At 64.1% G+C, this 21,410-nt stretch carries 29 protein-coding genes and 1 pseudogene; 13 read left to right on the top strand and 17 right to left on the bottom strand.

From position 1 onward, the window contains the following. Positions 1-30: 30 nt before the first annotated feature. On the top strand, positions 31-375 hold the full coding sequence (locus tag IVB45_RS11905) for a DUF1491 family protein (protein ID WP_027569068.1): 345 nt from the start codon (positions 31-33) through the stop codon (positions 373-375). On the opposite strand, the gene IVB45_RS11910 is transcribed toward IVB45_RS11905, so the two are convergent. Next, entirely contained in the window at positions 372-1,370 is a 999-nt protein-coding gene (locus IVB45_RS11910) for a DUF2336 domain-containing protein (RefSeq protein WP_247359869.1), read from the bottom strand. The genes IVB45_RS11905 and IVB45_RS11910 overlap by 4 nt on opposite strands. Positions 1,371-1,625: 255 nt before the next feature. Here IVB45_RS11910 and IVB45_RS11915 point away from each other — a divergent pair, with 255 nt between their 5' ends. Together IVB45_RS11915 and IVB45_RS11920 are read left to right on the top strand one after the other, a co-directional pair. Next, positions 1,626-1,814, top strand: coding sequence for a hypothetical protein (locus IVB45_RS11915; RefSeq protein ID WP_027516916.1), 189 nt, complete (start codon positions 1,626-1,628; stop codon positions 1,812-1,814). A 14-nt stretch (positions 1,815-1,828) separates the two neighbouring features. Then, positions 1,829-2,590 (top strand): hypothetical protein, encoded by a 762-nt coding sequence (locus IVB45_RS11920; protein ID WP_085395547.1) that lies wholly within the window; start codon positions 1,829-1,831, stop codon positions 2,588-2,590. 5 nt (positions 2,591-2,595) lie between these two features. Here IVB45_RS11920 and IVB45_RS38910 read toward each other — a convergent pair whose 3' ends face one another. The 9 genes and pseudogenes from IVB45_RS38910 to IVB45_RS11960 form a co-directional block, all read right to left on the bottom strand. Continuing rightward, on the bottom strand, positions 2,596-2,727 hold the full coding sequence (locus IVB45_RS38910; protein WP_256379048.1) for a hypothetical protein: 132 nt from the start codon (positions 2,725-2,727) through the stop codon (positions 2,596-2,598). 59 nt (positions 2,728-2,786) lie between these two features. Continuing rightward, positions 2,787-2,984 (bottom strand): hypothetical protein, encoded by a 198-nt coding sequence (locus tag IVB45_RS11925; RefSeq protein WP_247359868.1) that lies wholly within the window; start codon positions 2,982-2,984, stop codon positions 2,787-2,789. 205 nt (positions 2,985-3,189) lie between these two features. Further along, the gene (locus IVB45_RS11930) at positions 3,190-3,357 is read right to left on the bottom strand and encodes a hypothetical protein (RefSeq protein ID WP_247359867.1); all 168 of its coding nucleotides are present in this window, start codon (positions 3,355-3,357) and stop codon (positions 3,190-3,192) included. 60 nt (positions 3,358-3,417) lie between these two features. After that, a complete protein-coding gene (locus tag IVB45_RS11935; protein ID WP_027569072.1) occupies positions 3,418-3,603 on the bottom strand; it encodes a hypothetical protein in 186 nt (61 codons plus the stop codon). A gap of 190 nt (positions 3,604-3,793) precedes the next feature. Continuing rightward, the gene (locus IVB45_RS11940) at positions 3,794-4,948 is read right to left on the bottom strand and encodes a helix-turn-helix transcriptional regulator (protein WP_247359866.1); all 1,155 of its coding nucleotides are present in this window, start codon (positions 4,946-4,948) and stop codon (positions 3,794-3,796) included. Positions 4,949-5,131: 183 nt separating this feature from the next. After that, positions 5,132-5,405: pseudogene (locus tag IVB45_RS11945) on the bottom strand (LysR family transcriptional regulator substrate-binding protein); the annotation flags it as partial. A gap of 95 nt (positions 5,406-5,500) precedes the next feature. After that, positions 5,501-6,094: an amino acid synthesis family protein gene (locus IVB45_RS11950; RefSeq protein WP_247288779.1), complete on the bottom strand. Its 594-nt coding sequence runs from the start codon at positions 6,092-6,094 to the stop codon at positions 5,501-5,503. 9 nt (positions 6,095-6,103) lie between these two features. Next, on the bottom strand, positions 6,104-6,967 hold the full coding sequence (locus IVB45_RS11955) for a fumarylacetoacetate hydrolase family protein (RefSeq protein ID WP_027569076.1): 864 nt from the start codon (positions 6,965-6,967) through the stop codon (positions 6,104-6,106). A gap of 94 nt (positions 6,968-7,061) precedes the next feature. Continuing rightward, entirely contained in the window at positions 7,062-7,763 is a 702-nt protein-coding gene (locus tag IVB45_RS11960; RefSeq protein ID WP_027569077.1) for an FCD domain-containing protein, read from the bottom strand. Positions 7,764-7,868: 105 nt separating this feature from the next. On the opposite strand from IVB45_RS11960, the gene IVB45_RS11965 reads away from it, so the two are divergent. The 3 genes from IVB45_RS11965 (at position 7,869) to IVB45_RS11975 (ending at position 10,835) form a co-directional block, all read left to right on the top strand. Continuing rightward, a complete protein-coding gene (locus IVB45_RS11965; RefSeq protein ID WP_247359865.1) occupies positions 7,869-8,861 on the top strand; it encodes a zinc-dependent alcohol dehydrogenase family protein in 993 nt (330 codons plus the stop codon). 16 nt (positions 8,862-8,877) lie between these two features. Continuing rightward, on the top strand, positions 8,878-9,783 hold the full coding sequence (locus IVB45_RS11970; protein WP_247359864.1) for a VOC family protein: 906 nt from the start codon (positions 8,878-8,880) through the stop codon (positions 9,781-9,783). 74 nt (positions 9,784-9,857) lie between these two features. Continuing rightward, the gene (locus IVB45_RS11975; RefSeq protein ID WP_247359863.1) at positions 9,858-10,835 is read left to right on the top strand and encodes a tripartite tricarboxylate transporter substrate binding protein; all 978 of its coding nucleotides are present in this window, start codon (positions 9,858-9,860) and stop codon (positions 10,833-10,835) included. 27 nt (positions 10,836-10,862) lie between these two features. On the opposite strand, the gene arsC is transcribed toward IVB45_RS11975, so the two are convergent. The 3 genes from arsC to IVB45_RS11990 are packed head-to-tail and all read right to left on the bottom strand — an operon-like array spanning position 10,863 to position 12,320. Then, positions 10,863-11,264 carry an arsenate reductase (glutaredoxin) gene (gene arsC, locus IVB45_RS11980; protein WP_247359862.1) on the bottom strand — a complete coding sequence of 134 codons (402 nt, stop codon included), beginning with the start codon at positions 11,262-11,264 and terminating at the stop codon, positions 10,863-10,865. Then, positions 11,261-11,965 (bottom strand): MIP/aquaporin family protein, encoded by a 705-nt coding sequence (locus tag IVB45_RS11985; RefSeq protein ID WP_247359861.1) that lies wholly within the window; start codon positions 11,963-11,965, stop codon positions 11,261-11,263. Before IVB45_RS11985 ends, arsC begins: the two co-directional genes overlap by 4 nt. After that, positions 11,958-12,320, bottom strand: coding sequence for a metalloregulator ArsR/SmtB family transcription factor (locus IVB45_RS11990; RefSeq protein ID WP_247359860.1), 363 nt, complete (start codon positions 12,318-12,320; stop codon positions 11,958-11,960). The genes IVB45_RS11985 and IVB45_RS11990 overlap by 8 nt, the downstream gene beginning before the upstream one ends. Before the next feature lie 133 nt (positions 12,321-12,453). On the opposite strand from IVB45_RS11990, the gene IVB45_RS11995 reads away from it, so the two are divergent. The 3 genes from IVB45_RS11995 (at position 12,454) to IVB45_RS12005 (ending at position 15,484) form a co-directional block, all read left to right on the top strand. Then, positions 12,454-12,771, top strand: coding sequence for a metalloregulator ArsR/SmtB family transcription factor (locus tag IVB45_RS11995; RefSeq protein WP_063993077.1), 318 nt, complete (start codon positions 12,454-12,456; stop codon positions 12,769-12,771). A gap of 51 nt (positions 12,772-12,822) precedes the next feature. Continuing rightward, positions 12,823-14,187: an NAD(P)-binding domain-containing protein gene (locus IVB45_RS12000; RefSeq protein ID WP_247359859.1), complete on the top strand. Its 1,365-nt coding sequence runs from the start codon at positions 12,823-12,825 to the stop codon at positions 14,185-14,187. Between the two features lie 115 nt (positions 14,188-14,302). Further along, on the top strand, positions 14,303-15,484 hold the full coding sequence (locus IVB45_RS12005; RefSeq protein ID WP_247360157.1) for an MFS transporter: 1,182 nt from the start codon (positions 14,303-14,305) through the stop codon (positions 15,482-15,484). A 12-nt stretch (positions 15,485-15,496) separates the two neighbouring features. On the opposite strand, the gene fetB is transcribed toward IVB45_RS12005, so the two are convergent. Genes fetB through IVB45_RS12020 form a run of 3 tightly spaced genes read right to left on the bottom strand, consistent with a single transcriptional unit; the run spans position 15,497 to position 17,928 of the window. Then, entirely contained in the window at positions 15,497-16,297 is an 801-nt protein-coding gene (fetB, locus tag IVB45_RS12010; protein ID WP_247359858.1) for an iron export ABC transporter permease subunit FetB, read from the bottom strand. After that, positions 16,294-16,890, bottom strand: coding sequence for an ABC transporter ATP-binding protein (locus IVB45_RS12015; RefSeq protein WP_027569088.1), 597 nt, complete (start codon positions 16,888-16,890; stop codon positions 16,294-16,296). Before IVB45_RS12015 ends, fetB begins: the two co-directional genes overlap by 4 nt. A gap of 3 nt (positions 16,891-16,893) precedes the next feature. After that, positions 16,894-17,928 (bottom strand): Cj0069 family protein, encoded by a 1,035-nt coding sequence (locus IVB45_RS12020; protein ID WP_247359857.1) that lies wholly within the window; start codon positions 17,926-17,928, stop codon positions 16,894-16,896. 494 nt (positions 17,929-18,422) lie between these two features. On the opposite strand from IVB45_RS12020, the gene IVB45_RS12025 reads away from it, so the two are divergent. The 4 genes from IVB45_RS12025 (at position 18,423) to IVB45_RS12040 (ending at position 20,799) form a co-directional block, all read left to right on the top strand. Continuing rightward, positions 18,423-18,656 carry a hypothetical protein gene (locus IVB45_RS12025; protein ID WP_247317834.1) on the top strand — a complete coding sequence of 78 codons (234 nt, stop codon included), beginning with the start codon at positions 18,423-18,425 and terminating at the stop codon, positions 18,654-18,656. A gap of 17 nt (positions 18,657-18,673) precedes the next feature. After that, complete coding sequence (locus IVB45_RS12030) at positions 18,674-19,582, top strand: DUF1259 domain-containing protein (RefSeq protein WP_247359856.1); 909 nt, start codon at positions 18,674-18,676, stop codon at positions 19,580-19,582. Between the two features lie 93 nt (positions 19,583-19,675). Continuing rightward, the gene (locus IVB45_RS12035; protein ID WP_247359855.1) at positions 19,676-20,269 is read left to right on the top strand and encodes a hypothetical protein; all 594 of its coding nucleotides are present in this window, start codon (positions 19,676-19,678) and stop codon (positions 20,267-20,269) included. 29 nt (positions 20,270-20,298) lie between these two features. Then, positions 20,299-20,799 (top strand): heme-binding protein, encoded by a 501-nt coding sequence (locus tag IVB45_RS12040; RefSeq protein ID WP_247359854.1) that lies wholly within the window; start codon positions 20,299-20,301, stop codon positions 20,797-20,799. Between the two features lie 109 nt (positions 20,800-20,908). On the opposite strand, the gene IVB45_RS12045 is transcribed toward IVB45_RS12040, so the two are convergent. Continuing rightward, a complete protein-coding gene (locus IVB45_RS12045; RefSeq protein ID WP_081747940.1) occupies positions 20,909-21,169 on the bottom strand; it encodes a DUF1127 domain-containing protein in 261 nt (86 codons plus the stop codon). Positions 21,170-21,410: the final 241 nt, after the last annotated feature.

Below are 21,410 nucleotides of genomic sequence, written 5' to 3' on the forward strand. Positions count from 1 at the left end.
TGATTGCAGCGCTGTCCTATCGTGGCCTCCATGCGTTTGAAATCAAACATCTGGGTCTCAGCCTATCTGCGCCGGTGCCAGACCGAGGGCGTGTACGGCGCGGTGCGTCGTCGCGGCGCCGAGGAGGCGGGTGCGGTGTTCGTGAAGGTCTCGCTGCTTGACGGCAATGCGATGCTCTATGTGCCGGCGCCGCAGACCTCTTATGACGACGGTCGGCCGGTCGATCGCTTCTTCGTGCCGCTTGCGCCGCAGCCGATGCCGGAGTCCGCGGTGGAGGAGCGTCTGACCAAGGAGATCCGCTTCGACTCCGACATCTGGATCGTCGAGACCGAAGACCGCGCCGGGCGGCATTTCCTCGAGCTGGCGAAGACCTAACGATCCGATCCGTCAGTCCCCGTCCGCACCGCAGGCGCGGAGCCGGGCTGCACGCCCGGACGCGTCTGGCTTGCGCCCGCACGTGCGCGCTGGCGCTCGCTGTCGTGCAGCGACGGTTGGTACTTGGCACGAGTGACGGCAAGCGTCGAGCCGCGCCAGGCGGCCAGCATCACCAGCGCCGCGCGGTCGCTGAGGCGATCGTAAAGCCGCGACAGTCGGTACACGTCGGTCACGGAGTTGCCGATCTCCGGCTTGAAGAACAGCAGGATGCGCTGGAACACCGGGCTTGGCATGTCGAGTGCGCGCGCGGCGACCGCGAGCGCTTCGCCGCTTGCATCGTCGACGATCTGGGCTGCGACGCGCGAGGGCAGGATCAGGCTGTCGCAAAGCTCGAAGATGAAATTCTCGACATCGCCCGCGATCGCCGCCATCTCGAGGATCTGGATCGCGCGCTTGGCGCGGACGGTCGGAATCCGCGGCGCGGCCTTCAGCGGCGTCTCCGCCAGATTGTGCAGGATCAGCGCGCGCTCGGTGGCGCCGGCGCGGAAGAACATGTCGTGGATATCGGCCGCGTCCTTTGGCTGCATCGCCATGTTCGAGGCCATGCGCAGCTCGGCGTCGCTAGGCGTGCGAACCGGCAAGGGGACAGGAGCGGGGGCAGGAGCGGGGGCAGGGACGGGCGCCGCGATTTCGCGCGCGAGCGGAACCCTGCGGCCCTCCTGCGCGGCCGACAGTCCGAGCTTCTGCATGATCGGCGTGGGCGTCGACGGATAGATCGCAAGCCGCGACTTGACGGCCGCGCGCGTCGCGTCGTCGACCTGGTCGATCAGTCGTGTGGCGAGCTCGACGAACTGGCGCTGCTCGTCGTCGCTATGGGTGCTCGACTGGACATAGAGGTCGGTCAGCACGCGCAGCAGCGTCGGACGAACATCGACGCCTTCGCGACGGGAGAGGGTCATCAGCCCGTCGAATCCTGGAAACAACGACTTGGTCATGGAGAGATACGCGACCTGGAAGAGATACTCGCCGCCAGCCTATCGCGGGCTCCTTTAAAGGCTCGTTAAGGAAAACGAGGCGTGAAGCCGAACGGGCAATTTTGAAGCGTTCTCGTGCCGCAACGGGACGGCCGGGTCCCGCCCGTGCGGTTACGGTCCCGCCGGCACGTTTACACCCCGTTAACCATGAACTGATCTTAATGAATGCATGTTGCAGAGGCGCGCCGGGTCGCGCGGCAATTGAAGAGAGCTGATATGGGGACCATCATCGAATTTCCGGCCGGTCGCCGGGTGAGCGCGTCGGGGGACGTGGCTCCGCGCGCGGACATGGGCACGATTTTGATCCTTCCCGTGATCCGCATCGAGCGCGAGAGCGACGAAACCAGCGGCGATCACGGGCCGGAGCAGGGCACAGCGCCGGGGCGCCGTCGTCGTCGCCGCTAGCCTTCGGCCTTGAAATGCCGGAGAACCTCCGCCAGATCCGGCCGGTCGTAACGGCCATCATGCTCGCAGTGCTGGGCGCGACGCTTGCCGCCTGTAGTGGTGGCGATTTCGGCCGGACCCGCGCCGACATGCGCAGCGACGACATGCATCGCTGGCTGGGCGCGGAAGTCACCTCCAGCGTCGGCCTCAAGCCATCCCAATTCCAGCTCACCGACGAGGAGCGCCAGCTTCGCGACCTCGCCTATCCGCTGATCGAACCGCCGCTGTCGCGGCCCGCCTGGAAGAGTGTGTTCGGCGACTACAAGGCGCTGCCCTCGCCCTGGCGGCAAAAGATCGTGTTCGACCGCACCATGTATGGTCGCACACTGATCGACGAGCCGCACCGTTCGCATTCTTCGCGCTACACGCAGCTGATGGAGGACGTGCGCAACGACATCACCCGCTTCGAGCCGTTCTTCGCCTCCGCGATCCGCGTCATCGACCTCGACAAGAAGCGCAATGCCAGCATGGCGCGTGTCTCCTCCCTCTCGCCGAAGGAGAAGGAGGACGCGGTCGAGCGCATGCAGGAGAATTCGCTGATCATCCAGTGGGTGCAGCAGTGCCTCGAGCAGCGCGTCTCGTCCTATCGCTGGGGGCTGGAGCGGCTGGTGATCCAGGCGCCCGACGGCATGGCCGCCGATGCCGACCGCCTGATCGGCGAACTCGCCGCCCAGACCGCCAACCCGCCGGTCGCGGCCCAGCCGCCCTACGGCCGCGCGGTCGTCTCGAAGGGCTAACCCAGTTAGTCGCACAAGGGCGATATGGTCGGCTGCACTGGAGCCGCGGCCTCGCTCGCCGACGCGCGTCCCCAGATCATCACGGCGACGATGTGAACGACGAGGAATGCGGCTGCGACCGCCAGGAGCCAACGCATTTCACTGCGCTGCGGAGACCGCACCGTCAATCCTGCCTCAGCTGTCCTGTTCGCAACGATCATTCTCGTTCTCCGGCATCATGTTTGAGTTCGTTGGTGAGCAAGTGCTCGTAATGGCGCAGGACGCGACCTGCCTGATGCCGTCGCGAGGCGTGCAGCGCCGACATGATGAAGGCGAAGATGCCTCGCGATTCCGGTTCGACGTGGCGGTTGGGAGCCTGAGAGGCCGCTCCGGGCCAAACTGAAATGATGCTCATGGTCGAACCCGATCGGTCAGAACAACCCGGCGCTGAGATCCAACCCGTGGGTCAGCGACGGCAGCCATACGAAGAGGACGGCTCCGCAGCACAAAGTGAGCTGCTTGAGAACATGCGCCCGCAACGAAGACGCGGGGATTGCGCGAGCAAAAGCGCTCGCAATGGTGGCGGTTGCGAGGGCTCGCATGATGATCCGGACCGTGGGCTAATGGCCGGGCCTGACCGGCCGTTGCGCTTCGCGCGTGAACTCGTCGTACCGTTGCCGGCGCCGGCGGGCTTCCTCGATTTCCCAGAACGCCCAAACGAAACACGCGCCCAGGCAGGCTGAAATCAGCATGAGCAAAAACGCTTGATCGCTCGCGGTTTGAGTCATGAAATGTCCAATGCAAATAAAAACCAAATCGAAGCAAAGGGTGCGCCAACGCGGCCTCACTCAAGGAATGTTGATTGCCGGCAGTGGGCCGGTGGCAAGAATTGAGACGTCGCTGGCTTGCTTCTGCTCGAACATGGCCAGCAACATCAGCGCGATCAGAAAGACGTAAGACGCGAGACGCCATCGCTTTGGTTCGGGCCGATGGTCGTCCGTATCGAGGCAGCGCCCGCCAGTTGCCGTCCGCATCGTTGATCTCCTGATGTCGTGACGATGAGAAAATCAGTCATCCCGCATCGCCGCATCATCGGAACCAATGAAACGCAACCGTCGTCGACGAATTTTTTCGTGTCTGGAGATTTCGCCCGGCATGCGTAGCGCGGCGCAAGCCGGCGGCGCAGGCAAATGACGACGATTTAGGCGTATGTCAGATGACGAATTAGCCGACAGCGCCTTGTGCGGGCAGAAGCGGCGGCGTCGCGCTTTGCAGCAGGCGAAGCAGATCCGTTTGCCTCGTCGTGTTCGTCTTGGCAAAGATGCGCTGCAGGTGAGAGCGCACCGTTGACTCGCCGATGCCGAGCATGTCGGCCGCCTCTTTCGCGCCGAGACCTTGCGCGAGCGTCATCAGCACGCGAAGCTCGCCGCCCGTGAGCTTGTAGAGCCTCGCAAAAGCCTCGCCCGGCATCATCGGCACCTCGGCGGGGTCCTTCATGAAGACGGCTACCGATGCGGCAAACGGGGCGAGGATTCCGCTGCGCTGACCGCGATCGACAGGAAGCAGGGTGGCGATGTAGCCGGCGCCGTCGATATCGGGGATCGCGAGCGAGTGTCCGCTCAAATCCGCATCGTCGCGGGACGCTTCGTCGATGGCCTTGGACAGCGCGTCGCGGGCGGCGGCATCGGTCGGAAAGATCCGGTTGCCGAGAACACGAACGGCGTTGCCGGTCTTGATCTGCCGCTCGGCAGTCTCGTTCATGTAGACGACCCGGCCGTCGCGCGCCGTCAGGAAGACACCGACGGCAAGCATGTCGAATGTCCGCTCCAGCATCTCCGACCGCAGCGTCCTGAGGTCGAGTGCGTCGGAGATGGTGAGGGCGCGGCAGACATGAGGGGACAGCATCTTGAACAGGTTGATGTCCAGCTGCTGATAGCGATGCGTCTTCGCCGTCCGAGAGGCATGCATGGAGGCCATGCGCCCGCCGGTCCGCAGAGCTGGAAACCAGATGATGTCCTGCAATCCGTGAGGCTGGAGAATGTCCCGGTAGAACCGGCTTTCGAGCAGCTCATCGAGATCGTTCATCGAGAGCGCGCTGACATGACCGATGTCGGCGACGATATCCGCGGCCGCCATCGGCGTCTTCGCGTAGTTTTCGCCGAGCTTTTCCAGAAACGTCGGCTCATAGCCGAACACGAACAGCTGGTCGTTCTGGACGTGCTTCATGTCGTGAACGCAGATGCCGCCCGCCGTGCTCTCGCAGAGATCGGCGATCTTCCGGCAGGTGGCCGCCCAAAGCTGCGGATTGAGGGCGCAGTCGTAGATGGCGCCGATGGTGTCGGATAACGCTTGGGCGGAAACCCCCTCCAAACCGATCATGACGCCTCTTTCATTCTTCTTTGATTAGTTTTTAGGCAAACAACCGGCGTAATATACATAGCACATGATTTGATGGATTTACGAGCGCTACTTTGCGCTGCAATATGGATGCGCTAGCGCGGACGAGGCGATCTCTTCGCGTTCGCCACGACCGCTCGGCCCCGTGGAGACTTGGCCCGCTGCTTTTGACACTGCGACGTCCGGATTGCCGCGCGCCACGCCTTCCGGGATAATGGCGATGCCGACCCCGGCAGCGACCAGCGCCATGGCCCAGTCTTCCGATTGCCACTTGTTTCGCAATGGCAGCGGTCGATCAAGGGGACGCGGGCGAGATCGGCGGTGCGAAGCTTCTCCCTCAGTGCCAGCGGATGCGACGGCGGCGGCGCTGCGACATAACGCTCGCTCACATCGCGACGAAATGCTCGTCAGCGCGCAACATGGTCTTCGAGATGATCTGAACCACGGCGATCGCGTGAGCGTCGTCAACAGCCACGATCCCGCCGATTATGAGCGCTGCAGGTGCGACGCACATTGAGTGCGCTGCTCGGGCCGTCAGCGCTGTCCGTCGTGCGCGGAGATCGCGGATGCCGCGAGGCCTCCGATGCGCGCGTGAGGCCGGCCGCCGGTCGCCATCACGAGCCCGAATGCGATCTCGTCGCGCCGTGGTGAATCCCACAGCGTCATCTCCGCGGTGCCGAAATGGCTGCGGACATAGGCGGCGTGGATGTGTCCGAGCGGAACCATGAGCCGCGTGCCCGGACCGCCGATGGTCTTCGCCGCTGGAACGATCGCCTTGGGCTGACCGAGCACCTCGCGCATGCCCTGGCCGCCGGCCTCGTGCCAGACCGCGCCGTGCTCGAGCTCGCCGTCCTCGCCGACGATGATGCCCTTGCCATAGGCTTCGATCTGCGCGGCACCGCCGAGCTGTGCGATCAGCCGCGTTGCAAGCTCGCGCCCGAGTTCGCGCAAGGATGCCTGAAACGGCATCAGGTCAGGTTCGAAGCGGCCCGCGAAGGGATTGCGGATCACCGCAATGGCCGTGCCGACCAGCAGAGGCTTCTCCAGCCGGGGACCGCGCTCGTGCCAGATGGTCTCGACGCTAAGGGCGGTCTTGCGGATGTCATGGGACACGTCTTGAGACGACATGCGCAGGCGCTATGCTTCGTCGACGACGGGATTGCGCAGCACGCCGATGTTCTCGATCTCGACCTCGACCACATCGCCGGGCTTGAGGAAAACAGGCGGCTTGCGGGTGAAGCCGACGCCAGCCGGCGTGCCGGTGGCGATGACGTCGCCGGGGACGAGGTCGAAGATGGTCGAGCTGTACTCGATCAGCCGCGGGATCGAGAAGATCAGCATCGAGGTGTCGGAGGATTGTACCACCGCGCCGTTGACGCGTGTCTCGAGCTTCAATTTGGTGGGATCGCCGATCTCGTCCGGCGTCACCAGCCATGGTCCGAACGGGCCGGTGCCGACGAAGTTCTTGCCGGAGGCGATCTGCTGGGCGTGACGCTGCCAGTCGCGCACGCTGACGTCGTTGTAGATCGAGTAGCCCGCCACGTGATCCCAGGCGTTGGCCTGGCTGATGTGACGGCCGCCCTTGCCGATGACGACAGCCAGCTCGCCCTCCCAGTCGAAATTGTCCGAGACCTTCGGCCGGATCACCGGCGCGTTGTGCGCGACCTGGGAGCGCCAGACCCGGAGGAAGATCGGCGGAAATTCCGTGATCTCGCGCTTCATCCCGAACGCCACGGCTTCATTGTGGTGGTCGAGATAATTGCGCACGGCGCAGACGATCTTCTCCGGACGCGGGATCACCGGCAGATATTTGACGTCGCTCAGCGCCATCGTGGGCTTGTGTCCGGCGACGATGGCCTCGCGCCGCGCATAGTCGTCGCTGCCGAGGAAGTCCGCGAGAACAGGGTACTGGGGCAGGGCGCGGCCGAGATCCACGACGCCATTTTCGACAACGGCGCCCCAGCTTTCCCGATTTCCGTCCAAGAACGACAGCAGCTTCATGGTTACGCCCCAAAGGTTGGCATTTTCGATCTTGCATATTATTTTCGAAAATCGGGCGGGGCGCAAGCCCACGGCGGTAAAAAGCCGTTGCCGCCTATTCGATATCGAGCAGATGCGCGGCGTAGGTCGCAACGTTGTCGGCGGTCGTGCGGATATGCGTCTCGATCAGCTGCACCGCGAGATCCGGATTGCGCGAGATGGCGGCCTGCATGATCGCCTGGTGCTCGCCGGCCTTGTCGCGCGGCCGCGGCCGGAAATTGGCCGACAGATGCCGATAGCGCTCGGCGCGATCGAACAGGTCGGCGCGAATGGCAAGAAGGGTAGCGGAGCCGCAGGCGGACACCAGTGCTTGGTGGAATTGGCGGTGGGCGATCTTCCATTCGGGATCGCGCAGCGGATGTTCGGGATCGCGCTGCTCGATTCGCTTCAATCTATGCAGCGTCGAGATGACGGCGATTTCCCAATCGTCGTCGCCCCGCTCGATCGCGCGGCGGATCAATTCCACCTCGATCAGCACCCGGGCATCGGTGACTTCCACCAGGTCCTGGCGGCTGACCGGCGCCACCCGAAATCCGCGCTGCTCCTGCGCGTCGACCAGGCCTTCGGCGGTAAGCGCCGTCAGCGCCTCGCGCAGCGTCGTGAAACTTACGCCGAATCGTTCGCGCAGGACGTCGAATCGCAGCGGCTCGCCCGGCGCCAGGCCGCAGGCAATGATCTCCTCGCGCAGCCGATGGGTGATGTCGGCGGCAACGGTCTTGCCGAATTCCTTGCGGGGGCGAATGGCGCTTTCGGACATGGTTTCTGCCACTGAATCGATGGCTCAACATGCCGCGCTAACGAGCATCTTGCAATAATTTTCGTAAACGATATTATTTTCGAAAATATGGGCGGAGATGAAATCATGAGGGCGGTGCTGGTGCGTCAGCCGGGTGGGCCGGATGCACTCGAACTGGTGGAGCGTCCGGTGCCTGTGCCCGGACCCGGCCATGTGCAAATCCGGGCCGAAGCGTTCGGGGTGGGGCAGCCCGATGTGCTGATCCGGCGTGGCGTCTACAAATGGATGCCGCCGCTGCCGGCCAATCCCGGCAACGACGTTGCCGGCCGCATTGCCGCGCTCGGGTCCGGCGTAGAAGGGTTTGCGATCGGCCAGAAGGTGCTGCTGAGCGCACGCGATCTGTCGCAGCGTGGCGGCTGCTACGCCGACTATGTGGTCGCGCCCGCCGACGCCATTCATCTGCTGCCCGACGATGTCGATATGCAAGCGGCCGTGTGCCTGTCGAACTACCAGGTGGCCTACGCGCTGCTGAACGAGTGCCGCCATCCTCGCGCACCGGCGAGCGTGCTGGTGATCGGGGCGGCGGGTGGTGTCGGCACCGCGCTGGTGCAGCTCGCCAAGCTCGCGCAGATGAATGTCATCGGCACGGTTTCCAACGAGGAGAAGGCCGCATTCGCGCGGGGCAACGGCGCCGATCACGTCATCTACTACCGCCGCGAAGACGTGGTGGCGCGGACCCGCGAGCTGACCAATGGCGAGGGCGTCGGCCTCGTGCTCGATCACGTCTGTGGGCCCGAATTCACCGGCTATCTCGGCGCGCTCGGCAAATGGGGCACGCTGCTGTCGTACAACGCCTTCGCCGGGTTGCCGGAAGAAAACCTGATGGCGGCGATGCGCGACCATCTCGACATCTGCCCGGCGATACGCTGCTTCTCCTTCCACATCTACGACCACGATCGCGACGGGCGTCGCGCGCTCATGCGCAACGTGATCGACGCGCTGAGCCGCAATGCGATCAAGCCGGCGATCTCGGCGGTCCTGAAGCTCGACGAGGTCAGGCAGGCCCACACGCTGCTCGAGCAAGGCTCGGCGCTCGGCAAGATCATCATGACGCCATGAGGGGGTGGATTGCACGATGACGACACAAGCACCCATTGCACGCTTCACCCGGCTCCGGCACGCGAGCTTTGCCTCGCCCGATCCCGAGCGGTTGCTCGACTATTACCGCGCCGTGATCGGTCTTGGCCTCGTCGGCCGCGACGGCAACCGCATCTTCCTTGCCAACGATTCCGAGCAGCTTTCGCTGGTGATCGAACCCGGCGACGCGGCGCTGACGAGCATCGCCTTCGAGATATCTCCTGATGTCCAGATCGAGGCGCTGGGCGCCGCGCTGAAGCAGGCCGATCTGCGGCCCGAGCTGCATAGCGATCCCCTGCCTGGCGTTTCCAAATCGCTGTCGTTCAGCGACCCCGAAGGCACGCGCTTTGAGTTGATCCAGGGCTGGACGCCGACGCCTGCGCAGGAGCGGATCGGTGCGCTTGCCGTCACCAAGCTCGGCCATGTCGCGCTTGGCACGCCCGATCCGCGCGCCGCCTCGGAGTTCTACGCGAACATGATGGGCCTGCGGGTTTCAGACTGGATCGAGGATCGCTTCGTGTTCATGCGCAGCGGCTTCGAGCATCACACGTTGAACTTCGCCGGCGCGCCCGTCCGTGGCCTGCATCATGTCGCGTTCGAGCTGCGTGGTGCCGCCCACATGCACGAGGCCTGCGATCATCTCGCGCGGCACAAGCTGCCGGTTCTCTGGGGGCCGGTTCGTCATGGCCCCGGGCACAACACCGCGATCTACCACCGCAATCCCGACGGGCATGTGGTCGAGCTGTTCTTCGATCTCGACCGCATGACCGACGAAGAGCTCGGCTACTTCGAGCCGCGTCCCTGGCATCGCGATCGACCGCAGCGGCCGAAAGTCTGGGTCGGTCTGCCGCGCGACGTCTGGGGCATGCCGCCATCGCCTGAATGCACGGAGTTCGCCCGCTAGCGGATTCAAACTCGACTTGAAGAACGCCGCCTCGTCGCGGCCAACGATAGAACAGTCAAAGGGAGGACGCATCCATGCGAAGGATGAAGCGGCTTGCTGCGGCGATTTTTCTGTTTGGCGGCTTTTTAGCAGCCACTTCGGCGTCGGCGGACAATTATCCATCGCGCCCGATCCGGCTGCTGCATGGATTTGCCGCCGGCGGCGCGGCCGACACGTTGTCGCGCATCATCGCCGACGGGGTCTCGAAGAAGCTCGGCCAGCCGATCATCGTCGAGGCCAAGCCCGGCGCCGGCGGCAACATCGCCGCGGATGCCATCGCGAAAGCGGCGCCCGATGGCTACACGATCGGGCTCGTCACCGGCGCTCACGCGATTTCCGCCGCGACCTACAAGAGCCTCGCCTACCAGCCGGCCGAGAGTTTCGAGATGATCTCGACGCTGGTCTATTACGCGCTCGTCATCGCTGTGCGTAGCGATTATCCGGCAAAATCGCTGGGCGAGCTTGTCGCCATGGCAAAGCAGAAGCCGGGTGCGCTCTCCTTCGGATCGGTCGGTTTCGGCAGCACGCACCATCTTGCAGGAGAGCTGTTGAACGCAGCCGCCAGCGTCGAGATTGTGCACGTGCCCTATCGCGGCGATTCTCAATCGGTCACCGCGCTGCTCGGCGGAGAGGTTCCGGTGATCGTCGGCACGCCGGTCCTGCTCGCTCCGCAGATCCAGGCCGGTGCGATCCGCGGCCTGGCGGTGACCTCGCCGACGCGCACCGCATTGCTGCCCGATGTGCCGACGGTTCAGGAAGCTGGTATCAAGGGATATGACGTGCGCACCTGGGCCGGCCTGCTGGCCCCGAAGGGAACGCCGCCCGCCATCATGGCCGCACTCAATGCGGCGACGCTCGACGCACTCAGGGATCCCGACCTCAAGCAGCGTCTGGAGACCGCCGTCGGCGGCGAGGTTCGCGGCAGTTCGCCCGAGGAGATGAAGGCCCTGATCGAGACCGAGATCAGCAAATGGACCGGCGTGGTGGAGCGGGCGAAGATCCCGAAGATCTGATCCCAATAGGACAGGGATCTCGTAAGCCTATCGCGCTTCGACCACCTCGCCATCCTCCTTCACGAACCGGCCGACGGAATGGTCCAGGAGATCGATCACGGCTTCCGAAGGACGACACAGGCGTGTGCCCTTGGGGGTCACCACGATCGGACGATTGATCAGGATGGGGTGCGCCAGCATCTGGTCGATCAGCTCGTCGTCGGACAATTTCGGTTCGTCGAGGCCGAGCTCCTTGTAGGGCGTGCCTTTCTCGCGCAGCAGCGCGCGAACGGAGATGCCGAGGGCCTTGACGAGTTCGGCCAGCGTTTCGCGGGATGGCGGCGTCTTCAGATATTCGATTACGTCCGGCTCGACGCCGCTCTGCCGGATCATCGCCAGCGTGTTGCGCGATGTGCCGCAGGCGGGGTTGTGGTAGATCGTGACGCTCATCGGGTGGTCTCCGCGATTGGGATGGGGTCGGCCGCGCGGGCGTCTGCGAGCAGCCAACTCATCAGCAGCACGCTGGCGAACGCTCCGCAGAGCTCCGCGAGAATGAATCCGGGCAGGTCGGCGGGACGTATGCCCGTGAACGTGTTGGTCAGCGACCTCGCAATGGCCACGGCCGGATTGGCGAACGAGGTCGAGGCTGTGAACCAATAGGCCGCCGTGATGTAGAGACCGACCAGCCAGGGAACCGCAGTGCGCTGAAACCGGATGCCGGCCAGGATCGTTGCGACCAGACCGAAAGCGGCGACGGCTTCGGCGAACCATTGCGGTCCTCCGGTTCGCATCTTCTCAGAGAAATCGAGTAGCGGCAGTCCGAACATCAGATGCGCTGCCATCGTTCCCGCGATGCCGCCGGCGATCTGCGCGACGACGTAAAATGCGGCGTCGTTCACCGGCAGCTCCCGCTTGCCGGTGAAGACGAGGGTCACTGCCGGATTGAAGTGTCCGCCGGAGATCGGTCCGAGCACGGTGATCAGGACGACCAGAATGGCACCGGTCGGCAGGGTGTTGCAGAGAAGCGCAAGCGCGACGTCTTTGGTCAGCGTCTCCGCCATGATGCCGGAGCCGACCACCGTGGCAACCAGAATGCCCGTGCCGAGCGCCTCAGCCGCGAGACGCCGCGGAAGATCGAATTGATCAGGCACGGCTTCGCTCCTTTCGTCTCGGCTTGCAGCAGGCTTGCAGGGTTTCGACGACAGGTTCGCAGACTTCCGGCCGTCCGCCGCAGCAATCCCGCAGCAGGAAGACCGCGACGTCGCGAAATTCGCCGAGATTGGCGCGGTAGACGATCGAACGGCTGCGCCGCTCGGAGGTCACCAGCCGCGCGCGCGTCAAGATCGACAGATGCGCCGAGAGCGTGTTTTGAGGGACCTCCAACAGCCGTGCGAGATCGCCCGCAGCGAGACCATCAGGCTCGTGCCTGACCAGTGCGCGGAAGGCCTCCAGGCGGGTCGATTGGGACAGCGCGGCGAGCGCCATGACGGCTTCTTCTGTTTCCATATATCCAGACTTATGGAACTAATTGGAGCGCGTCAATCCGGAATTCTTGCCCGTTGGGCGGCCGAGCCGATATTTCGAAGATTCTAGAAATACGGTTTGACAACTTGGCATCCGCAGGCGCATCCTGGCGGTCATGAAGATCGACGACGCAGCAGCACGCCTGGAGGCCCTGGGTAACCGGACCCGGCTTCAGATCTATCGTGCCCTGGTGCGGGCAGGGCACAAGGGCATGCCCGTGGGTCGCTTGCAGGACAAGCTGAAGATACCGGCATCGACGCTGTCGCATCACATCAAGACCCTGGTCTCGGTCGGGCTCGTCAGCCAGGTCCGGGAATCGACGACGCTGATCTGCCACGCAAACTTCGACGCGATGCGGGGTCTGGTCGATTTCCTGGCGGCGGAGTGCTGCGCAGACGAAGTCGGATGCAAGACGACGCAAACCGCGGCGTGAACGTTTTTGGCTAGCGTCTTTCGATGATTCTAGAATTATGGGAGAAGTCGAATGAACGCAAAAACAATAGCCATCATCGGGGCAGGGCCTGTCGGCCTCGCAGCAGCTGCGCACGTCCTGGAGCGTGGCATGTCACCCATCGTGCTGGAGGCAGGACCCGAAGCGGGGCATGCGGTTCGCCAGTGGCAGCAGGTCCAGCTCTTCTCGCCGTGGGACTACAATATCGACAAGGCCGCCGCGCGCATGCTCGCGCCGACGGGATGGAATTCGCCGGACCCGGGCTCCTATCCGACCGGCGGCGAGCTGATCGACCGATATTTGACGCCGCTTGCGACGCGAACGCCGTTGCGCGAGGTGATCCGGACATCCAGCCGTGTCACGGCCATCAGCCGCGTCGGCTTCGACAAGGCGAAGACGACGGGGCGTGAGCAGGCGCCGTTCGAAATCCGCTACCAGAACGGCAAAGGTCCTGAAGTGCTGCGCGCGGATGCCGTGATCGATACATCCGGCACATGGTTCTCGCCCAATCCCGCCGGTGGTAATGGTCTGCCCGCGATCGGCGAGCGTGAATGCGCCGGCCACATCGCCTATGGCATGCCCGATGTCCGTGGTGTCGGCCGCGCCAGATATGCCGGGAAGACCGTCGCCGTGCTCGGCGCCGGCCACTCCGCGGTGGGCACGCTGATCGATCTTGTGCGTCTCGCGGACGAGGTGCCGGGGACGCAAGCGATCTGGCTGTTGCGCGGCGCCGATCCCGCCAAGGCCTTTGGCGGCGGCCGGAATGACAAGCTTGCCGCACGCGGAGAGCTCGGCAGCGCCTTCGCTGCGCTCATTGCCGCCGGGAAGATCAAGGTCGAAGCCGAATTCGGCGTCACGCATCTGTCGGACTCCGCAAGCCGCCTCGAGATCGCGGCCGGCTCGGGTTGCGGCGGACGGAGCTTGATCGTGGACGAGCTGATCGTCTCGACCGGCTTTCGTCCCGACTTTTCGTTCCTGTCCGAATTGCGCCTGCGGCTCGATCCCGCCATCGAGGCGCCGGTCGCGCTGGCGCCGCTCATCGATCCCAACGCGCACAGCTGCGGCACGGTGCGCCCGCACGGCGCGCGCGAGCTCTCGCACGACGAGCCGGGCTTCTACATGGCGGGCATGAAGTCGTATGGCCGCGCGCCGACCTTTCTCATGATGACGGGGTATGAGCAGGTGCGCTCGATTGCGGCCGATCTCGCCGGCGACAAGAAAGCCGCCGCAAGGGTGGAGCTCGTGCTGCCGGAGACCGGCGTCTGCACGCGCGGCGGCGTGGAAGCTGCAGGAGCTGGATCAGGATGTTGCGGGCCGGCGAAGCAGGAACCGACGGCCTGTTGCGCCGACGACGAAGCGGCGAAGAAGGCCGGCGCTTCCGGCTGCGGTTGTTCATGAATTTGGGTCTTGCAGGTGAAGCCGGAGAGTTGCCCATTGTGGTTGGTGCGCCGTGTCGGCGTGGGGGCGGGAGGACAGCATTCGTAACTTGAGCGGGCGGTCTCTGATCGCGGTGATGTGCATCGGCCAGGTCGGCAATCTGCTGCCGCATGTGACGTTGTCCGCGAATCTGGCGCAGCATCTGATGCCGGCGTGGGGGCTGTCGGCGGCCGAAGGCGGCTTGATGGCGAGCGGTTATGCGTTCGGCTACATGCTCGCCGTGCCCGTGCTGACGACATTGACCGACCGGATCGACGCACGGCTCGTTCTGCTCTGGGGTTCTATCGTCAGCGGACTGGCGACCGCAGCGTTCGGAATCTTCGCGCAAGGGTTCTGGTCCGCGATCGCGATCTGGTCCCTGGCAGGGCTCGGATTTGCCGGCGCCTACATGCCGGGCCTGAAGGCGCTGACGGACCGGCTTCCCCCCGGCGACACCTCGCGCGCCGTCACGCTGTACACGTCGAGCTTCTCGGTCGGCGTCGGCCTCTCGTTCCTGGTCGCGCAAGTGATCGCCGACCGCTGGGGATGGAGGACCGCCTTCCTTGTCACCGGCTTCGGTCCGATCGCCATGGTCGTCGCGTGTCTTCTGATGCAGGCGCAGCGGCCCGCGCCGAAGGCGGGACGGCTCTTGAACTTCGCGCCCGTCTTCGCCAACCGCGAGGCGCTCGGATACATCTTCGGCTACGGCGCTCATTGCTTCGAGCTCTACGGCATCCGCACCTGGCTGGTCGGGTTCTGGACCTTCGTCGTCGCCCACCAAGGCGCGCCGTCGTGGTTGAGTCCCGTCGTGCTGAGCTTCTGCTTTGCGGTGATCTCGATGCCGGCGAGCATCCTCGGCAACGAGGCCGCGCTGAAGTTCGGCCGCCATCGCGCGATCACGGTCGTGATGATCGCGTCGGCCTGCGTCGCGCTCATCATCGGCCTTAACGCGACAGCGCCGGCATGGGTGCTCGCGCTTCTGCTGCTCGGCTACGCTTTGACCGTGCCGGCGGATTCGGGCGCATTGACCGCCGGCATGTCCGCGGCGGCTGTGTCCGAACATCGCGGCGCGACCCTGGCCCTGCATTCGACGGTCGGCTTCGGCCTGTCGGCGGTCGGCGCCTGGGGCACCGGCGCCGCGCTCGACGCAGCCGGTGGCCCGCAGAGCGCGACCGGCTGGCTCTTGGCGTTCAGCGTCCTCGCGGCTGGTATCGCGTTGGGTCCATTCGCGCTGCTGTGGGCGCGGAAAGGCCAGTCTGTTCGGGCGCAGTCGATGTGAGGTCGCGCAATTCTACTCGTCGGTGGAAAATCGATCGAGGCGCAATCGATGCCGATGATCGGTGAGAAGGCGAGCACCTCCCATCACGGCGGCGAGCGTTCCCAATCCCGTGCCGCCGGCGATCAAGAACATGATCAGGAGTTGATACTTGACGGCGTCAATCGGTTCGACGCCTGCAAGGATTTGACCGGTCATCATCCCCGGCAAAGAGACAAGGCCGATCGCAGCCATGCTGTTCATGATTGGCGTGAAGCCGCTTCTCAATGCGTCTCGCAGGACCGGCAGCAACGCCTGATACCGGGTGCCGCCAAGAGCAAGGCAAGCTTCGATGGCGGCTCGTTCGCGCACCAGTGTATTCGTCAGCACGTCCAGCCCCAGGCTTATTCCTGTCATGGTGTTGCCCAGGATCATGCCCAACAATGGCAGCGCATAGCGCGGATGATACCAGGGATCCGGGCGTAGCTCCGTCAGAAGCGCGAACATCGTAACGGTACCGGCCGCGAGCAGCATGCATCCCGCTCCTAAGCCATAGCTCCAGATACCCGGTAGGCGTCGCTTCTGCCGAGCGACGATTTCCCGTGATGCGAACAGAACCATGACGACGGCGGCGAGGGCGGTCCAGAGCGGCGAGACCGCGGCAAACAGGAACGTCAATACGTATCCGACGAGCACCAGCTGAACCACCATCCGCACGGTGGCGATGGCCAGCTGCTTTTCAAGCTTGAGGCGGAGAGCGAGCGAGAGAGCGCCGTCCATGACGACAAGGAGCGCGGGCAGAACCAAGTCGCCGTATGCCAGGTGAATGTAACTCACGGCCGATTGTCCTCAATTCCGCCCTCGGCATTCATCACAAGGACCCTCGACCCGACGCGGCGGGCCTGGGCGTTGTCGTGAGTGCTCCAGACGACACTCGTTCCATTCGAAATGCGTTCGGCGATCAAGGATTCCACGGCCGCCGTCGATGCCGAATCGAGGGCCGAAGTCGGCTCGTCCAGGAGAAGAACCCGCGATCGCAGCATCAGCGCCCGCACCAGCCCCAGCCGTTGTCGCTCGCCGGTCGAAAGTCTCTGGACCGGCCAGGGACCGCAACTGCAGGGCAATCCCAGTCTCGTGACCAGTGGCAAGGCATCATCCCAGCCGCCGAAGTGATCTTGCACGATGTCTGTCCACCAGCCCGGCTCGGCAGCGAGGTAGGTCACTCGCTTGCGCCAGGCGGGGGCGGGCATCGCCTCCCTGAGCGTTCCGTCCAGTTTGACCATTCCTTCGTTGGGATCGAGATCCGCGATCGCGCGAAGGAGTTGGGTCTTCCCTACGCCCGAGGGCCCTTGCAGGGCGACGCATTCGCCGTCCTGCAAGTCGAATGAAACGGAGATGTGCAAGCGCTTGAGCGCGCGGACCGTCAGCATGTCTCAAAGCTTGCGCCGGAGCCGATCGGCAACTCGCCTCGCGATCTCCGCCGGCGCCTCGTCCGGATAAGGATGCACCGAGCTGACATTGATCTCACCGAGTACATAGCTGTCGGTCCCGTCGGCAAGGACCGGGCCAAGCATGAAGTCGGCGTCCCAAATCGCAGGCAGGTCGAGCCGCGGAATATCGAGCAACGACGTCAGCTGCGGCGTCCACTCGTCTTCCATCAAGCGACGCAGCCGCTGGAAGCGCGGGTCTGCGTTGGACGAATAGAGCCGTGGTCCGGCCTCGGCGCGTGCGGCTGGCGAATCAACCAGGGCTTTGACCTTGTGATGGCCGAAGCCGGCACAGCGATCGCCGGCCATGTAGCAACGTACGATGCCCTCGCCCAGGCGAGGCTGGAATGGTTGGTCGATCACGCTACCGTTCTCGAAATACTCGGCGCAACGACGGAGAAAATCATCCAGCGTCAGTTCCTCGGGCGCGTCCTTGGTCGCGTCCAGCACCTTTATCATGGAGGAGGTCGGCAGACTCTCGACCTTCCAGACGCCTTGGCCGCCATTGCCCCGGTTCCGCTTGATCACGCGCGGACCAGCGGCGAGCCGTATCGGCAACTCGGCGCGCATCGCCGCAGCGGTTTCATATAGCGCCGTGTCGCTTCCCCAGCCCATCGCACGGGTACGATACAGAACCTCCTTGGTGCCCATCTTGAGGATGACATCGGGATGGGCACTGACCCACACACCCTGCGCCGCGACGTCCCGCAGCAATGCGTCGAGACCAATGCGACTTCGACCGTCCTGAATGGGGTTAACCCAGACCAGCACGCCGTCCACCCCGAGCAATTGTTCACGGACGCCCTCGGCGAAGCCTTCATCATAGATCGCCGGCTGGGCTTCAATGCCGACGGCGGCGAGCGCTTCGAAAAGCTGCGCGAAGCGGCTGTTTTGCGCCGTCGCATCCCGCCGCGCGGCAGCGTCTCCGCGTGAGAGGATGGCGACGGTATGTTGGTGAGAAGGGTGTCGTTCGGTGTCCATGCGCAAGCTCCACAAATGGCGTGCTGCGCAGAGCTTGGACCGAGGCCTCACGGGGAGTCTGCTTTGTCCCCACGCAAAGGACAGTAGCGGGGCCGTCCGCCAGTTTCAAGGCGTGGCCGGCGGGGTTCCGCGGAGCGGTGAACTCTTTGTGACGTTCGCCGGCGGCGTCGGTGCGCCGCCCAAAGCCTGGGCCCGTTGACAGCTGCCGCCCTCGGGTTTTTACTTGGGGCTCGGGGATGTGCGATCTCCCCGTGAGGCGACATGCCCAAGCATCGCGTCCTGATCACCAAGGGCGCAGCATGTCATCATACATCCCCGATTTCATCCGTCAGACCGGCTCGACTTTTCGGCACGGCGTCCGCGCCGGTCGCGTCGCTGTGCACATTAATGCCCGCGGCCTCTTGCGCCTTGTGGGTGTCGCGTAGGGGAAGATCGCGAAACGGACTTCACCTGGGGCAAGAAAACTTGAGGCAGGACAAACCAGGAGAATGATCATGCGAACACGACCAATCTTCCGCACGGTTCTGTTGCTTGCGGTCGCGGGCGGGCTGTCGAGCGCGCACGCCCTGACACAGGAGGAGCTCGTCGCCAGGATCCAAGCGGCCGGTTACGCGCAAGTCAGCGATATCAAGTCGACGGCCGAAGGCATCACCGCCAAGGCGGTGAAGAACGGCAAGGCGGTGACGCTCGTCGTCGACAGCAGCGGCCAGGTCAAAGAGCGAAACTGAAGGTGAGGAGTAGCGCGATGAAAAGAATCATCTGGGCCGTGGTCGGCGTTGGTGTCTGTCTTCTTGCATTTCGCTTCGGCCCCTTCATCCCGGCATATGCTCAGGATGCCGACTGGCAGAAGGTGGACGCGAACCTGGGTCGCAAGCCCGCCGTCTCGGACGACGTCCGCCGTTACGGCTTTCCCCGCAGCGATCTCTCCGTGACGTTGGATGGGGTTGCGATCAAGCCGGCGCTGGCGCTGGGCGGCTGGATCGCGTTCAAGCCTGCGCATGGCGGCGCCATGGTCATGGGCGATCTCGTGCTGCTCGAGACCGAGATCAATCCTGTCATGGCGAAGATGATCGCGAGCGGGCTCGAGATCACCGCCGTGCACAATCATCTGCTGCGTGCGAGCCCGGCCACGTTCTACATGCACGTCGCCGGCCATGGCGATCCCGTCAAATTGGCCTCGGCGATCCATGATGCGCTGGCCGAAAGCAAGACCCCGCTGACGGTCACGGCGCCGGCGAACCCGCCGCCCGCCATCGACCTCGACACCGCGAAGCTCGATCAGATCATTGGCGTCAAGGGGCAGGCGAACGGCGGCGTCTACCAGTTCAACGTGAAGCGGCGCGATCCCATCACGGAAGACGGCATGTTGTTGACGCCCGTCGGCGCGATGGGCGTCGCGATCGCCATCAATTTCCAGCCGACGGGCGCGGGTAGGGCGGCCATCACCGGCGACTTCGTGCTGACCAGCGACGAGGTAAACCCGGTCATCGTGGCGCTGCGGACGCACGGCATCGAGGTGACCGCGCTGCACAGCCACATGCTGGACGAACAGCCGCGGCTCTTCTTCATGCACTTCTGGGCCAACGACGATGCCGTCAAACTTGCAGAGGGTCTCCGTGCGGCGCTCGACAAGACGGCGAGCACGAAGGGCTGACGCATGGACAAGTACGTGGACAAGCACCTGGACAAGCTCGTGGGCATGCTTGCGCTGGCATCCATGCTGGCTTTGTTAGTGGGAGGGAACGCCATGGCCGAGACCTTGAATTTCGACAACGCTGCTGCCGGAACCTCGCCCGACGGATGGACTTTGACGATGACCGGCAAGGGACAGCCGAAATGGACCGTCGAGGCCGAGTCGACGGCGCCAAGCAAGCCGAACGTCCTCAAGCAATCCGGACGGGCGACGTTTCCCCTCGCCATCAAGCGCGATACGTCCATCCGTGACGGCTTCGTCGAGGTGAAATTCAAGGCCGTCGCCGGCTCCGAGGATCGCGCGGCGGGAGTTATCTGGCGTGCGAAGGATGCCGACAATTACTACGTGGTCCGCGCGAATGCGCTGGAGGACAATGTCGTGCTGTACAAGACGGCCAATGGCGTCCGAACATCACTTGAGATCGTGGGTCGCAGAGGCGGCTATGGCGTCAGCGCGCCGGTGTCGTCGGCGCAATGGCACCTGCTGCGCTGCGACTTCGCAGGAAGTCGGTTCAAGGTGAGCTATGACGGAAAGCAATTGTTCGAGGTGGAAGACGCCACCATTCCGGACGCCGGCATGATCGGCCTTTGGACCAAGGCAGATAGCGTAACCCTGTTCGATGATCTGACATATGGTGGGATCAAATAGGCGTTTGGTCACCTTTGCCGGAGATTGCCATGAACGTTCGATGCCTGTCGGTCGCGGCGGCCCTGCTGATTGCGTCCATCTGCCCGGTGCGGGCGGAGGAAGGTCTGGTCGCCTACAAATCCCTCGGTCCGGAACTGGCGCTCGATCTTGCGCGCGCTGCGTTGGCGAACTGCCGCACCCGTGGATACCAGGTTGCAGTTGCGGTCGTCGATCGCTTCGGCGTCACGCAAGTGATGTTGCGCGACCGCTTTGCAGGCCCTCACACGCCCTCGACGGCAGCAGGCAAGGCGTGGACAGCTGCCTCGTTCAAGACCAGCACGACCGAGCTGAATGCGATCAGCCAGCCGGGCATGATGCAGGCGGGCATTCGCAACCTTCCCGGAACGGTCGTCATCGCCGGAGGACTGATCGTCGAAGCCGGCGGCTCCCTGGTCGGAGCGGTCGGCGTGTCCGGTGCGCCGGGCGGTGACGCGGACGAAGCCTGCGCGAAAGCCGGAATTGACGCCATACGAGACAAGCTGGACTTCTGAGGCGTAAAGATCGTGGTGGAAAAATCTTCAGACCTTTGCGAGCTTGGCGGCCGTCCGATCCGCAGAGACAAGCAGACGCGCCGCCTTCGCACGCGCAGGTGTCGGGCGCTCACCGACAGGAATCGACAATATCCGATTTGTCACGCCAACCTGAGAAATAAGACCGTCGAGCTTCCCCAACGATTGTTCTCGATAAGCCGATGTCCGCGAGAAGCCGGTCGTCCAGTTCGAGAAGCTCGTCGTACTGGCGGCGCCGTGTGATGCCGTCCAGCAGCGCGAGCGTGAGTTTCCAGAACCATCCAGGGTTTGGAGAAGGAACGAAGGCTGCGTTGGATGTGCAGATTGAGCCAGTGGTGCTGTCGCAAGACATGTTTCACCTCCATAATGGAGCGAAACAACGCTTGGCTCGAAAGCTGGTCGGGCGGTTGTGTTTGACCCGATGGCGCTTGCTATCATGCTCGTCCTTGACGCGCAAGCGACCCTGCCGACTTCGGCAAGTGACCCATTGCGGACCTCAGGTTGCTGTGGGTCGGTGGCTATCTCTACGTCATGGGGTATCCTACTCCTCCAGCTCTGCGAAGGAGCATACTTGCGTGTTTACGCTGAGCGAC

It is taken from the genome of Bradyrhizobium sp. 4, from assembly GCF_023100905.1.
In the GTDB taxonomy this organism is placed as follows: domain Bacteria; phylum Pseudomonadota; class Alphaproteobacteria; order Rhizobiales; family Xanthobacteraceae; genus Bradyrhizobium.